The organism is Kribbella sp. NBC_00359 (genome assembly GCF_036097425.1).
In the GTDB taxonomy this organism is placed as follows: Bacteria; Actinomycetota; Actinomycetes; order Propionibacteriales; family Kribbellaceae; genus Kribbella.
Genome location: NZ_CP107975.1, coordinates 3,773,825 through 3,786,276, shown reverse-complemented (window position 1 = coordinate 3,786,276; position 12,452 = coordinate 3,773,825). Strand labels below are relative to the sequence as shown.

24 protein-coding genes are annotated in these 12,452 nt (G+C 67.2%); all 24 read right to left on the bottom strand.

All coding sequences use genetic code 11. The features are described 5' to 3' along the window. Positions 1–21: 21 nt before the first annotated feature. The 24 genes from rpsM to rpsS all read right to left on the bottom strand — a co-directional run bounded on the left by rpsM (position 22) and on the right by rpsS (position 12,449). The gene (gene rpsM / locus OG876_RS18600; protein WP_020388083.1) at positions 22–393 is read right to left on the bottom strand and encodes a 30S ribosomal protein S13; all 372 of its coding nucleotides are present in this window, start codon (positions 391–393) and stop codon (positions 22–24) included. Positions 394–583: 190 nt separating this feature from the next. Next, on the bottom strand, positions 584–697 hold the full coding sequence (gene rpmJ, locus OG876_RS18595; protein ID WP_008361054.1) for a 50S ribosomal protein L36: 114 nt from the start codon (positions 695–697) through the stop codon (positions 584–586). Positions 698–732: 35 nt separating this feature from the next. Next, positions 733–954, bottom strand: coding sequence for a translation initiation factor IF-1 (infA, locus tag OG876_RS18590; protein ID WP_012923661.1), 222 nt, complete (start codon positions 952–954; stop codon positions 733–735). 204 nt (positions 955–1,158) lie between these two features. Beyond that, positions 1,159–1,941 carry a hypothetical protein gene (locus OG876_RS18585; RefSeq protein ID WP_328526130.1) on the bottom strand — a complete coding sequence of 261 codons (783 nt, stop codon included), beginning with the start codon at positions 1,939–1,941 and terminating at the stop codon, positions 1,159–1,161. 23 nt (positions 1,942–1,964) lie between these two features. Continuing rightward, positions 1,965–2,417 carry a DUF1707 SHOCT-like domain-containing protein gene (locus OG876_RS18580; RefSeq protein ID WP_328526129.1) on the bottom strand — a complete coding sequence of 151 codons (453 nt, stop codon included), beginning with the start codon at positions 2,415–2,417 and terminating at the stop codon, positions 1,965–1,967. An 82-nt stretch (positions 2,418–2,499) separates the two neighbouring features. Beyond that, positions 2,500–3,321 carry a type I methionyl aminopeptidase gene (gene map, locus OG876_RS18575; protein ID WP_442914182.1) on the bottom strand — a complete coding sequence of 274 codons (822 nt, stop codon included), beginning with the start codon at positions 3,319–3,321 and terminating at the stop codon, positions 2,500–2,502. Between the two features lie 12 nt (positions 3,322–3,333). After that, positions 3,334–3,906 (bottom strand): adenylate kinase, encoded by a 573-nt coding sequence (locus OG876_RS18570; protein ID WP_328526127.1) that lies wholly within the window; start codon positions 3,904–3,906, stop codon positions 3,334–3,336. Continuing rightward, positions 3,906–5,207 (bottom strand): preprotein translocase subunit SecY, encoded by a 1,302-nt coding sequence (gene secY, locus OG876_RS18565; RefSeq protein WP_328526929.1) that lies wholly within the window; start codon positions 5,205–5,207, stop codon positions 3,906–3,908. The genes OG876_RS18570 and secY overlap by 1 nt, the downstream gene beginning before the upstream one ends. Before the next feature lie 133 nt (positions 5,208–5,340). Then, positions 5,341–5,781, bottom strand: a complete 441-nt coding sequence (gene rplO, locus OG876_RS18560; RefSeq protein WP_328526126.1) for a 50S ribosomal protein L15 — start codon at positions 5,779–5,781, stop codon at positions 5,341–5,343. 1 nt (position 5,782) lies between these two features. Then, complete coding sequence (rpmD, locus tag OG876_RS18555) at positions 5,783–5,965, bottom strand: 50S ribosomal protein L30 (protein ID WP_020388092.1); 183 nt, start codon at positions 5,963–5,965, stop codon at positions 5,783–5,785. Beyond that, a complete protein-coding gene (gene rpsE, locus OG876_RS18550) occupies positions 5,965–6,564 on the bottom strand; it encodes a 30S ribosomal protein S5 (RefSeq protein ID WP_328526125.1) in 600 nt (199 codons plus the stop codon). Before rpsE ends, rpmD begins: the two co-directional genes overlap by 1 nt. Positions 6,565–6,592: 28 nt before the next feature. Next, on the bottom strand, positions 6,593–6,976 hold the full coding sequence (gene rplR / locus OG876_RS18545; RefSeq protein WP_131360993.1) for a 50S ribosomal protein L18: 384 nt from the start codon (positions 6,974–6,976) through the stop codon (positions 6,593–6,595). A gap of 2 nt (positions 6,977–6,978) precedes the next feature. Next, positions 6,979–7,521 carry a 50S ribosomal protein L6 gene (gene rplF, locus OG876_RS18540; RefSeq protein WP_328526124.1) on the bottom strand — a complete coding sequence of 181 codons (543 nt, stop codon included), beginning with the start codon at positions 7,519–7,521 and terminating at the stop codon, positions 6,979–6,981. A gap of 27 nt (positions 7,522–7,548) precedes the next feature. Continuing rightward, on the bottom strand, positions 7,549–7,956 hold the full coding sequence (gene rpsH / locus OG876_RS18535; RefSeq protein ID WP_328526123.1) for a 30S ribosomal protein S8: 408 nt from the start codon (positions 7,954–7,956) through the stop codon (positions 7,549–7,551). Positions 7,957–8,047: 91 nt separating this feature from the next. Next, positions 8,048–8,233, bottom strand: a complete 186-nt coding sequence (locus tag OG876_RS18530; protein ID WP_012923674.1) for a type Z 30S ribosomal protein S14 — start codon at positions 8,231–8,233, stop codon at positions 8,048–8,050. A gap of 1 nt (position 8,234) precedes the next feature. Continuing rightward, a complete protein-coding gene (gene rplE, locus OG876_RS18525; RefSeq protein WP_328526122.1) occupies positions 8,235–8,807 on the bottom strand; it encodes a 50S ribosomal protein L5 in 573 nt (190 codons plus the stop codon). Next, positions 8,807–9,193, bottom strand: coding sequence for a 50S ribosomal protein L24 (gene rplX, locus OG876_RS18520; RefSeq protein WP_328526121.1), 387 nt, complete (start codon positions 9,191–9,193; stop codon positions 8,807–8,809). Before rplX ends, rplE begins: the two co-directional genes overlap by 1 nt. 1 nt (position 9,194) lies before the next feature. Next, positions 9,195–9,563 (bottom strand): 50S ribosomal protein L14, encoded by a 369-nt coding sequence (rplN, locus tag OG876_RS18515; RefSeq protein WP_012923677.1) that lies wholly within the window; start codon positions 9,561–9,563, stop codon positions 9,195–9,197. A 94-nt stretch (positions 9,564–9,657) separates the two neighbouring features. Continuing rightward, a complete protein-coding gene (rpsQ, locus tag OG876_RS18510) occupies positions 9,658–9,930 on the bottom strand; it encodes a 30S ribosomal protein S17 (protein ID WP_442914181.1) in 273 nt (90 codons plus the stop codon). A gap of 23 nt (positions 9,931–9,953) precedes the next feature. Beyond that, positions 9,954–10,259, bottom strand: coding sequence for a 50S ribosomal protein L29 (gene rpmC, locus OG876_RS18505; RefSeq protein ID WP_328526119.1), 306 nt, complete (start codon positions 10,257–10,259; stop codon positions 9,954–9,956). Beyond that, positions 10,259–10,678, bottom strand: coding sequence for a 50S ribosomal protein L16 (gene rplP, locus OG876_RS18500; protein ID WP_328526118.1), 420 nt, complete (start codon positions 10,676–10,678; stop codon positions 10,259–10,261). Before rplP ends, rpmC begins: the two co-directional genes overlap by 1 nt. Before the next feature lie 3 nt (positions 10,679–10,681). Then, positions 10,682–11,533: a 30S ribosomal protein S3 gene (gene rpsC / locus OG876_RS18495; protein ID WP_328526117.1), complete on the bottom strand. Its 852-nt coding sequence runs from the start codon at positions 11,531–11,533 to the stop codon at positions 10,682–10,684. Positions 11,534–11,535: 2 nt separating this feature from the next. Continuing rightward, positions 11,536–12,117, bottom strand: coding sequence for a 50S ribosomal protein L22 (rplV, locus tag OG876_RS18490; RefSeq protein ID WP_405069308.1), 582 nt, complete (start codon positions 12,115–12,117; stop codon positions 11,536–11,538). Positions 12,118–12,167: 50 nt separating this feature from the next. Next, positions 12,168–12,449, bottom strand: coding sequence for a 30S ribosomal protein S19 (gene rpsS, locus OG876_RS18485; protein ID WP_130441496.1), 282 nt, complete (start codon positions 12,447–12,449; stop codon positions 12,168–12,170). Between the last annotated feature and the right edge of the window lie 3 nt (positions 12,450–12,452).

Here is a 12,452-nt window from a genome sequence, read left to right as displayed (position 1 = left end):
GGTCGACGGTCATCCGGGTCATCACTTCTTCTTCTTGCCGGCGATCGCCTTGCGACGACCCTTACGGCTGCGGGCGTTGGTCCGCGTGCGCTGACCACGCACCGGCAGGCCGCTGCGGTGCCGGCGACCCTGGTACGACCCGATCTCGATCTTGCGGCGGATGTCCGCGGTCACCTCGCGACGGAGGTCACCTTCGATCTTGTAGTTGCCTTCGATGAAGTCCCGGAGCTTGACCAGTTCTTCGTCGCCCAGTTCGTGGACGCGCTTGTCACCGGAGATCCCGGTGGCTTCGAGCGTCTTCAGGGCGCGAGTACGACCTACACCGAAGATGTAGGTGAGAGCGACCTCGATGCGCTTGTCGCGCGGCAGGTCGACCCCTACGAGGCGTGCCATGTGGCGGTGTTCCTTTCGTCGGCAGAGGTGTGGTGGCGCGCCGCGTCCCCGCCCGCCTCGGTGAATTGCTCACCGGCAGGGCCCCGGCCTCTGTTCCGGGGGCGACGTCCAGCAGCGGAACATCTTGCTGCTGGACGAGCGTGCGCGCTGTGTAGTGCGAAAGTGCTGTGTACTGCTCGAAAAGGCTTGGTCAGCCCTGCCGCTGCTTGTGCCGCGGGTTCTCGCAGATCACCATGACCCGGCCGTGACGGCGGATCACCTTGCACTTGTCGCAGATCTTCTTGACGCTCGGATTGACCTTCATCGAGCTACTTTCTTCGACAGGTGTTGGTGGTGGTCCTACTTGTACCGATAGACGATGCGACCCCTGGTGAGATCGTACGGCGACAGCTCCACGACGACCCGGTCCTCGGGGAGGATCCGGATGTAGTGCTGCCTCATCTTGCCGCTGATGTGCGCGAGCACCTTGTGCCCATTGGACAGCTCAACACGGAACATCGCGTTCGGCAGGGCCTCCACGATGGTGCCCTCGAGTTCGATGACTCCCTCTTTTTTGGGCATGTCCTCGCACTTCTGTAGACGACGTACTGAAAAGGTGGGTACTACCGGCTCGGGCCCAGGCTCGAATGCCCTCCTGACACGAGGTCAGGCAGCCGCGGGCACAACGAGACAGAGGCTACAAAGAGCCAAGGAATGAGTGTACGCCACTCCCCCACGCGAAACCCAATCGAGACTCCGTACGCCGCCTGGGCAGCGCATTGGCGATCACTGAGAGTGTGTAGCCGCCCACTGTTCGCCTTCGCGCCAGAGTTGTTCGGGCATCAGGTCGAGCAGGTCGCAGGCCGCGTCCAGCTGGGCCAAGGCAGTGGTGGCGTCCCGGTAGGCCGGGAGGATCGCGACGAAGCGGCGTCCCTCGCAGCTGAAGCCGAAGGCCGGCACCTGGGCCAGGGCCTCGACTGCGCCCGGATGCAGGACCGCTTGAGCGTGGTCCTCGCGGCCGTTGAACAGGCAGTAGCGCCCGGGCAGCCCGTCGATGGTCAACTGCAGCGGCAGCAGGCTCGCGGCCGCGACCGGAGCCAGCGACGCGGGCAGCACCTGCAACGGCGGGAGCGGCCGGTCCACCTGCAGGTCGACGAAGTCGAAGCCGAGCTCCCGGCGCCGTACCTTGTGGTGGAAGCGCCCGGTCCAGAACTCCCGGCCCCGATGCCGCCCGGTCGTCACGTCGACCACGCCGGAGTCCGGGTCGGTGAACGGCGGGAACGGCCAGCGCTCCAGCAGCTCCGGACCGGCGGCATTGGTCCGCCAACCGAGCTGTCCGGCCGCGTCGGCCCAGGACTTGCGCTGCCGGCCGTCGACCAGCCGCGTGGCCAGCGTAAACAGCAGCAGCACCAGGAACCATCCCAGCACGAACCAGCCGACCCAGCGCGGCTCCATCAGCAGCCCCACGACCACCAGCGGTACGGCGACGGCGAACCAGATGAGGTAGACGAGTGCCGACCCCTGACGCAGCTGCCACGCCCAGTCCGGCCGCAGACGCGGACCGGCCACGCGGCGGCTCACCGGGGCCGCGGTCAACGGCGCCTACCGAGGCCGCCCAGGGCGAAGATCGCCCACGGGATCAGCAGCCAGACCGGCCAGAAGTGCGGCCAGTGACCGCCGTTGCCGAGACCGATCACGAACCAGATCACCACGTTGATCATGACGACGCCGGTGAAACCGCCACCCAGCGCAGCGATCCCGTGCCGATGCGGACGGGCATCCTTCTTGCGCTCCGGGAAGTCGCCCGGCGCGGGCGCCGGCTTGCTGTCCTGCACCACCGCGGGCGTCTGGTACGTCCGGACCGGCGGCAGGTCACGCACCAGCGGCTCCAGCTCGCCGTACGTCTGGACGGCGTACAACTGGTCGAGGCGGGAGGAGAACTCGGGCTGATCCAGCCGGCCGTCCGCGAACGCGTCCCGCAGCCGCCCGGCGATCTTGTCCCGGTCGGCTTCGGTGAACCGCTGGTGCGGCTGGTACTGAGGCATGTCCCAAGTGTGCCTCAGCTGCGGTTCGCCTGCGTCCCCCGACGGGTGGACCCCGACTGTCCGTCGATCAGCTAGCGCGCCGTCAGTCGGTCAGCGCGCCGCACTTGACGCCGAGCTCGGCCAGCTTGGCCTCGCCGCCGTCGAGCGCGGTCAGCACCCAGGGACCCTGCGGAGTGAGAGTGAACGTGTGCTCGGTGTGCGCGGCGGCCAGACCGTCGTCGGTGACGACCGTCCAGTCGTCCTCGAGCGTGTGGTTGTCCTGCTTGCCGAGCGTGAGCATCGGCTCGACGGCCAGCGCCATCCCGTCGACCAGCTTGGGGCCCCGGCCCGGGCGGCCGAAGTTCGGCACGTTCGGCGGCTGGTGCATCGCCGAGCCGATCCCGTGCCCGACGAAGTCCTCGACGATCCCGTACGACGAGGTCGCCCGGACGTGGGCCTCGACAGCGTGGGAGATGTCGGTGAGCCGGCCGCCGAGCTTCGCGGCGGCGAACCCACGCCACATCGACTCCTCGCAGATCCGGGCCAGCTCGAGCAGCTCGGCGCCGACCTCGCCGACCGGCACTGTGATCGCCGCGTCGCCGTGCCAGCCGTCGACGATCGCACCGCAGTCGATCGAGATCAGGTCGCCGTCGGCCAGCACCCGGCCACCGGGGATGCCGTGCACGATCTCGTCGTTCACCGAAGCGCAGATCGAGCCGGTGAAGCCGTGGTAGCCCTTGAACGACGGGACCGCGCCGGAGGACCGGATGTTGTCCTCGGCGATCGCGTCCAGTTCGCCGGTGCTGATACCGGCCCGGACCTCGCCGCGCAGCAGTTCCAGCGTGCGGCCGACGACCAGGCCGGCCGCCCGCATCGAAAGGATCTGTTCGCGGGTCTTGATCTCGATCCCGCGGTCTCTGAACATCACAGCCCGCGCTTACTCCGTGATCGTCTTCAGGGCGGCGAGCACGCGCTCGCTCACCTCGTCGATCTCGCCGACTCCGTCCACCTCGACCAGCAGGCCGCGCTGGGCGTACACCCGCAGCAGCGGCTTGGTCTCGGCGGTGTAGACGTCCTGCCGGTGCCGGACGACCTCTTCGGAGTCGTCCGTCCGGCCGTCGGTCTGGGCGCGCTTGAGCATCCGGCTGACCAGCACGTCGATGTCGGCGACCAGCGCCACCACCGCGTCCAGCTTGTGGCCGTGGTCGGCCACGATGTCGTCCAGCGTGCCCACCTGGGCCAGCGTCCGCGGGTAGCCGTCGAGCAGGAAACCGTCGCCCGCGTCGGCCTCGGACAACCGGTCCCGCACCATTGCGTTGGTGACCTCGTCCGGGACGTAGTCACCGGCGTCCATGTAGCGCTTCGCCTCGAGCCCGAGCGGCGTCTCGTCCTTGACGTTCGCACGGAAGATGTCACCGGTGGACACGGCCGGGATATTCAGGCGTTCCGCAAGCACCTTTGCCTGCGTGCCCTTGCCCGCCCCGGGCGGACCCATCAGCAACATTCTCATCAGCGCAGGAACCCTTCGTAGTTTCGCTGCTGCAACTGACTCTCGATCTGCTTCACCGTGTCCAGTCCGACGCCGACCATGATCAGGATCGACGTACCACCGAACGGGAAGTTCTGGTTCGCGTTCAGCAGGACGAGCGCGACCAGCGGGATCATCGAGATCGCCGCGAGGTAGAGCGCGCCTGGCAGCGTGATGCGGGACAGCACGTAGCCCAGGTACTCCTCGGTCGGCCGTCCCGCCCGGATCCCGGGGATGAAGCCGCCGTACTTCTTCATGTTGTCTGCAACTTCCTTCGGATTGAAGGTAATCGAGACGTAGAAATACGTGAAGAAGATGATCAGGGCGACGTACGTCACCATGTAGATCGGGTGGTCACCCTTGACCAGGTTGCCCTGGATCCAGTTGGCCCAGCCCTTGCCTTGCTGGAACTGACTCAGCAGCACCGGTAGATAGAGCAGGCTGGAGGCGAAGATGACCGGGATGACACCGGCCTGGTTCACCTTCAGCGGGATGTACGTCGAGGTGCCGCCGAACATCTTCCGGCCGACCATCCGCTTGGCGTACTGCACCGGGATCCGGCGCTGCGCCTGTTCGATGAAGATGACCGCGGCCATGATCACCAAGCCGATGACGATCACGACCAGGAAGGTGGCGATGCCCTTCTGCTTGCGGATGTTCCACAGCTGGGTCGGGAAGGTGGCGACGATCTGGGTGAAGATCAGGATCGACATGCCGTTGCCGACGCCACGGTCGGTGATCAGCTCGCCCAGCCACATGATCACGCCGGTGCCGGCGGTCATGGTGAGCACGATCACGCTGATCGTGAACCAGTCGTCCTTGTACAGCAGCGGCTCGTTGCAGCCCTGGAACAGCCGGCCCGGCGTCCGGGCCAGCGCCACGAACGCGGTCGATTGCAGGATCGCCAGCCCGACGGTGAGGAACCGGGTGTACTGGGTGATCTTGGCCTGTCCCGCCTGGCCTTCCTTCTTCAGCGACTCCAGCCGCGGGATCACCACGGTGAGTAGCTGCAGGATGATGCTGGCGGTGATGTACGGCATGATGCCGAGCGCGAAGATCGCGAGCTGCAGCAGCGCGCCGCCGGAGAACAGGTTGATCAGGTTGTAAAGGTTCGCGTTCGCACCACCCTGGGACACCTTGATACAGGTGTGCAGGGACTGGACGTTCACGCCGGGGGCCGGCACGACCGAGCCGATCCGGAAGATCACGACGATGAAGAGCACGAACAAGATCTTCCGGCGCAGGTCCGGAGTCTTGAACGCGTTGGCAAAGGCGCCTAACACCCTGTCCTCCCACATGTTTCCTCTGCCCCGGGCAGGGCAGGGGCCTAGCAAAGCAGCTGGGCAAGAGACGAACCAGGGCTCGTCCGACCGGCGCAGGATATCAAGCGCCGTACCGGTCGAGCCCTGGACCTCGTCACACCTCGGTGATGGTCCCCCCGGCCGCCTGGATCTTGTCCTGGGCGGACTTGGAGAACTTGTGCACCGAAACCTGCAGTGCCACGGTCAGTTCGCCGTCACCCAGCACCTTCACCGGCTGACCACGACGGACCGCACCCTTGGCGACCAGTTCGGCTACGCCGACCTCGCCACCTTCGGGGAACAGTTGTCCGAGCTTGTCCAGGTTAACGACCTGGAACTCCACCCGGTTCCTGCTCTTGAAGCCCTTCAGCTTCGGGAGCCGCATGTGCAGCGGCATCTGGCCACCCTCGAAGTACTCGGGGATGTTGTTGCGCGCCTTGCTGCCCTTGGTACCGCGGCCGGCCGTCTTGCCCTTGCTGCCCTCACCACGACCCACGCGGGTCTTGGCGGTCTTGGCACCGGGCGCCGGACGCAGGTGATGAACCTTCAGCGCCATGTCAGTCGACCTCCTCGACCGTGATGAGGTGGCGAACCGCACGCACCATGCCGCGGACCTCGGGCTTGTCCTCGTGGACGGCGGTGTCGCCGATCCGCTTGACGCCCAGGGTGCGCAGCGTGTCGCGCTGGTTCTGCTTGCCACCGATGCCGGAACGGGTCTGGGTCACCTTCAGGCGTGCCATCAGGAGGCCACCTCCGCCCGCGCCTTCAGCAGTGCCGCCGGGGCGACCTGCTCGACCGTCAGGCCACGGCGCGCGGCCACGGCCTCCGGGGTCTCCAGGCTGCGCAGCGCCGCCACCGTGGCGTGCACCACGTTGATGGCGTTGGACGAACCCAGCGACTTGCTGAGGATGTCGTGGATCCCGGCGCACTCCAGTACGGCGCGCGCCGAGCCACCCGCGATCACACCGGTACCGGGAGCGGCCGGACGCAGCATGACAACGCCTGCGGCCTTCTCGCCCTGGACCGGGTGCGGGATGGTGCCCTGGATCCGCGGCACCTTGAAGAACGCCTTCTTGGCCTCCTCGACACCCTTGGCGATCGCCGCGGGCACCTCCTTGGCCTTGCCGTAACCCACACCGACGGTGCCTTCACCGTCGCCGACGACCACGAGGGCGGTGAAGCTGAAGCGACGACCACCCTTCACGACCTTGGCGACACGGTTGATGGCTACCACACGCTCGATGTAGGCGGTCTTGTCGGCTGCCGCACCACGACCACCGTCGCGGTTACGGCGCTCACCACCGGCGCCGCCTCCGCGACGCTGCTGGCCTCCGCTCATTTCGAGTTACCTTCTTCCCTTGTCGCCATCAGAAGCCGAGCCCGCCCTCGCGAGCGGCGTCGGCCAGGGCCGCGATGCGGCCGTGGTACTTGTTCCCGGCCCGGTCGAAGACGACCGAGTCGATGCCGGCGGCCTTGGCCCGGTCGGCGATCAGGCCGCCCACCGTCTTGGCCTTGTCGGTCTTGTTCGCCTCCGCGCCACGCAGGTCGGCCTCCATGGTGGAGGCGGACGCCAGCGTCTTGCCGGCCACGTCGTCGATGACCTGAACGAACAGGTGCCGCGACGACTTGGTGACCACCAGCCGCGGCCGGTCGGCCGTGCCGTTGATCTTCTTCCGGACCCGGATCTGGCGACGCAGCCGCGACGCCGTCTTCTTGGCGGAGTGCTTGTGCGGACGCAGTCCGATCGCCATGGTTACTTACCAGCCTTTCCGACCTTGCGGCGCACCTGCTCGCCCGCGTACCGCACACCCTTGCCCTTGTACGGCTCGGGCTTGCGCAGCTTGCGGATGTTGGCGGCGACCTCGCCGACCGACTGCTTGTCGATGCCCTGCACCGAGAAGCGGGTCGGCGCCTCGACCACGAAGGTGATGCCCTCGGGGGCGTCGACCGTGATCGTGTGGCTGTACCCGAGCGAGAACTCCAGCTGGGTCGGTCCCTTGGACAGGACGCGGTACCCGACGCCGACGATCTCGAGCTTCTTCTCGTAGCCGTCCGTCACGCCGGTCACCAGGTTGGCGATCAGGGTGCGGGACAGGCCGTGCAGTTCCTTGCTCTTGCGCTGGTCGTCGGGGCGGGACACCGCGATGGTGCCGTCCTCGTCCCGGTTGACCGCGATGGGCTCAGCCACGACGTGCGAGAGCTGACCCTTGGGACCCTTCACGGTGACCGTCTGGCCGTCGATCGTGACGTCGACGCCGGACGGGACCGAGATCGGGAGCTTACCGATGCGAGACATGAGAGTGGTCCTCCTTCCGGTTCTTCGTCACCAGACGTAGGCGAGGACTTCCCCGCCGACGCCCTTGTTCTTGGCCTGACGGTCGGTCAGCAGTCCCTGGGACGTCGAGATGATCGCGACACCCAGTCCACCGAGGACCTTGGGCAGGTTGGTCGACTTCGCGTAGACCCGCAGGCCCGGCTTGCTGATCCGGCGAACACCCGCGATGGAGCGCTCCCGGCTCGGGCCGAACTTGAGGTCGACGACCAGGGTCTTGCCGACGGCGCCCTCCTTGGGCTCCTCGACCTTGTAGGAGGAGATGTAACCCTCCTGCTGGAGAATGTCGGCGATGCCCTGCTTGATCTTGCTGTACGGCATCGTGGTCGACTCGTGGTACGCCTGGTTGGCGTTCCGCAGACGCGTCAACATGTCTGCGATCGGGTCGGTCATCGTCATGGCCTGGGGCCTCTTTCCCGCCGTGGTTTCGCCGGCCGGCGACCTACGGTGACTAGATGGTGAGTAGGGAGAAGTTCGGAGGTGGAGACGGTCACCAGCTGGACTTGGTCACGCCGGGCAGCTCGCCCCGGTGCGCCATCTCCCGCAGGCAGATCCGGCACAGGCCGAACTTGCGGAAGACCGCCTTCGGCCGGCCGCAGCGCTGGCAGCGGGTGTAACCGCGCACCGCGAACTTCGGCTTCCGGGCCTGCTTGACCTTGAGTGCTGTCTTCGCCACGTCAGTTCTCCTTGAACGGGAAACCGAGCTGCCGCAGCAGGGCCCGGCCCTCGTCGTCGTTCTTCGCGGTGGTCACCACGGTGATGTCCATGCCCCGGACCCGGTCGATGCGGTCCTGGTTGATCTCGTGGAACATCACCTGCTCGGTCAGACCGAAGGTGTAGTTCCCGGTGCCGTCGAACTGCTTCGGGGACAGGCCGCGGAAGTCGCGGATCCGGGGCAGCGCGAGCGCCAGCAGCCGGTCCAGGAACTCCCACATCCGGTCGCCGCGCAGCGTCACGTGGGCGCCGATCGGCATCCCCTCGCGCAGCTTGAACTGCGCGATCGACTTGCGGGCCTTGGTCACCTGCGGCTTCTGCCCGGTGATCGCGGCCAGGTCCTTGACCGCGCCCTCGATCAGCTTCGAGTCGCGCGCCGCCTCGCCGACGCCCATGTTCACCACGATCTTGGTGAGGCCGGGCACCTGCATGACGTTGTCGAACTGGAACTGCTCCTGCAGCTTGCCGACGATCTCCTCGCGGTACTTCGTCTTCAGCCGCGGCTGGATCCTGGTCTCGCTCACTGCGGTGGTCATCAGATCTCCTCGCCGGTACGCCGCGCGATCCGGACGCTCCGGAAACCGGTGTACGTCGAGCCGTCGGGGCGCCGCTTCTGCACCTCGACGCGGTTGTAGCCGACGCGGGTGGTCACCTTCTGCTTCTTGCCGTCCTTGTCGACCTCGACCAGAAGCATCACGTTCGAGACGTGGATCGGGGCTTCCTGGGTGACGATGCCACCGGTGGTGCCGCCGCGCTGGGCCTGCTGCACCTTGGTGTGCTTCTTGACCCGGTTCACGCCCTCGACGATGACCTTCTCGGCGTCGGGCAGGACCTGGATGATCTTGCCCTCGAGGCCCTTGGACTTACCGGCGATCACGCGGACCTGATCGCCCTTCTTCACGTGCAGTTTCCTCTGCGCCATCTCAGAGCACCTCCGGGGCGAGCGAGATGATCTTCATGAAGCGCTTCTCCCGCAGCTCCCGGCCGACCGGCCCGAAGATACGGGTGCCCCGGGGCTCGCCGTCGGCCTTCAGGATCACCGCGGCGTTCTCGTCGAAGCGGATGTAGGAGCCGTCCGGACGCCGGCGCTCCTTCACGGTCCGCACGACGACCGCCTTGACGACGTCACCCTTCTTCACACCACCGCCGGGGATCGCGTCCTTGACGGTGGCGACGATCGTGTCACCGACACCGGCGTAGCGCCGACCGGAGCCACCGAGAACGCGGATGCACAAGATCTCCTTGGCACCCGTGTTGTCGGCGACCTTCAGTCGCGACTCCTGCTGGATCATCTGTTGATCTCCTGGTTGTCTCGCTGGTTCTCACCAGTTGTGAGCCTTGCGGAACGAATGATTTCGATTGGTTGCCGGTCGGGGACCGGAACTACTACTTGGCCTTCTCGAGGATCTCGACGACGCGCCAGCGCTTGGTCGCCGACAGCGGCCGGGTCTCCATCAGGAGGACGCGGTCGCCGATACCGGCGGCGTTCTGCTCGTCGTGCGCCTTGAGCTTGCTGGTGCGCCGGATGACCTTGCCGTAGAGCTTGTGCTTGACCCGGTCCTCGACCTCGACGGTGACGGTCTTGTCCATCTTGTCGCTCAGCACCAGGCCCTCTTTGGTCTTCCGACGGCCTCGTACCTCGCTGGTGGTCGTGCTCACGGTCTCGTCCTTCGCGTTCTCGGTCATGCCTTGCTCCCGGCCTTCTCGCTGTCGTCCGCCTCGTCGGTCCCGGCCTCGGGCGCGGCGGCGTCAGCCGCCTCGACCGTTTCCTCGACCTCGTCGGTGATGCCGAGCGCGCGCTCGGTCAGCACCGTGTAGATGCGGGCGATGTCCTTGCGGACGGCACGCAGCCGGCCGTGGGACTCCAGCTGACCCGTAGCAGCCTGGAACCGGAGGTTGAACAGCTCCTCCTTGGCTTCACCGAGCTTCGACATCAGCTCGTCGCGGCCGAGGTTGCGCAGCTCGGCGGCGGTCACGGTGGTAGCCATCAGTTCTCACCTGCCTCTCGGGAGATGAAGCGGCACTTCATCGGCAACTTGTGGATCGCGCGGCGCATGGCCTCGCGAGCGATGTCCTCCGGCACGCCGGACAGCTCGAACAGCACGCGGCCGGCCTTCACGTTGGCGATCCACCACTCCGGCGAACCCTTACCGGAACCCATCCGGGTCTCGGCCGGCTTCTTGGTCAGCGGGCGGTCGGGGTAGATGTTGATCCACACCTTGCCGCCACGCTTGATGTGCCGGGTCATCGCGATACGAGCGGCCTCGATCTGCCGGTTGGTGACGTAGTGGCTCTCCAGCGCCTGGATGCCGAAGTCACCGAACGCCAGCGTGGTACCGCCCTTGGCCGCGCCGGAGCGCTTCGGGTGGTGCTGCTTGCGGTGCTTGACCTTGCGGGGGATGAGCACGGTTCAGCTCTCCGTTCCGGTCGTCTCGGCCGGCTTCTCGGCCGCCGGAGCGGCCTCGGCCTTCGGAGCCTCGTTCCGGGCGCCGCCGTCGCGACGGTCGTCACGACGACCGCCACGGTCACCACCGCGACCACCACGGTCGCCGCGGTCGCCACCGTCACGGCGGGCCGGACGGCCACGCTGCTGGGTCGCGGCGCGGGCAGCGGCCTGCGCCTCGCGCTCGGCGCGGGTGCCGGCGACGTCGCCCTTGTAGATCCAGACCTTCACGCCGATCCGGCCGAAGGTCGTGCGGGCCTCGTAGAAGCCGTAGTCGATGTCCGCGCGGAGCGTGTGCAGCGGCACCCGGCCCTCGCGGTAGAACTCGGAACGCGACATCTCCGCGCCACCGAGCCGGCCTGAGCACTGGATCCGGATGCCCAGGGCGCCGCCACGCATGGTGGTCTGCATCGCCTTGCGCATCGCGCGGCGGAACGCCACGCGGCCGGACAGCTGCTCGGCCACGCCCTGCGCGACCAGCTGGGCGTCGACCTCGGCGTTCTTCACCTCGAGGATGTTCAGCTGCACCTGCTTGCCGGTGAGCTCCTCCAGGCTGCCCCGGATCCGGTCCGCCTCGGCGCCACGGCGACCGATGACGATGCCCGGACGGGCGGTGTGGATGTCGACCCGGACCCGGTCACGGGTGCGCTCGATCTCCACGCGGGAGATGCCGGCGCGCTCCATGCCCTTGCTCAGCAGGCGGCGGATCTTGACGTCCTCGCCCACGTAGTCCTTGTACAGCTTGTCGGCGTACCAGCGGCTCTTGTGGTCGGTGCTGATGCCGAGACGGAACCCGTGCGGGTTTACCTTCTGTCCCACAGTCAGGACTCCTTCTTCTCAGCGGTGGCCTTCTTGGCGGCCGACTTCTTGGCGGTCGCCTTCTTGGCCGGCTTCTCGGCGGCCTCGGCCTGGTCGGCCGCGGCCTTCTTCGCCGGCGCCTTCTTGGCCGTGTCCGCCTTCTTGGCGGACTTCTTCGCCGGAGCCGGGTTCTTCTCGACCGGCTCGTCCTCGACCCGCGGCGCGACCACGACGGTGATGTGGCTGGTCCGCTTGTCGATCCGGGTGGCCCGGCCCTGGGCACGCGGGCGGTGACGCTTCAGCGTCGGACCCTCGTCCACCAGGACCTTCGCCACGACCAGGTCGGCCCGGCTCAGGTGCTCGGTGCCCTCGGCGTTCGCCGCGGCGCTGTCGACGACCTTGTACACGGTCGCGGCAGCGGCCTGCGGGGCGAACTTCAGAGTGGCGAGTGCGTCGTCGACGCCCAGACCGCGCACCAGGTCGCCCACGCGGCGCGCCTTCATCGGCGTCACGCGGACGAAGCGCGCGACCGCGAAGGCCCCGGGCTCGTCGCCCAGCAGGCTCTCGCGACGGGCACTGACGGCCCTACGCTCTTGAACGCTCATGATGTTCGAATCTCTCCGTAGGTTGCTATCGCTTCGTCACTGACACGCGGTCAGCGACGCCGTGACTTCCGGTCGTCCTTCTCGTGACCCTTGAACGTCCGGGTCGGGGCGAACTCGCCGAGCTTGTGCCCGACCATCGCGTCCGTCACGAACACCGGCACGTGCTTGCGGCCGTCGTGCACCGCAATCGTGTGGCCGATCATGTCCGGCACGATCATCGATCGGCGGGACCAGGTCTTGATGACGTTCTTGGTGCCCTTCTCGTTCTGCACCTCCACCTTCTTGGCCAGGTGGTGGTCGACGAACGGGCCCTTCTTGAGGCTGCGTGGCATTCT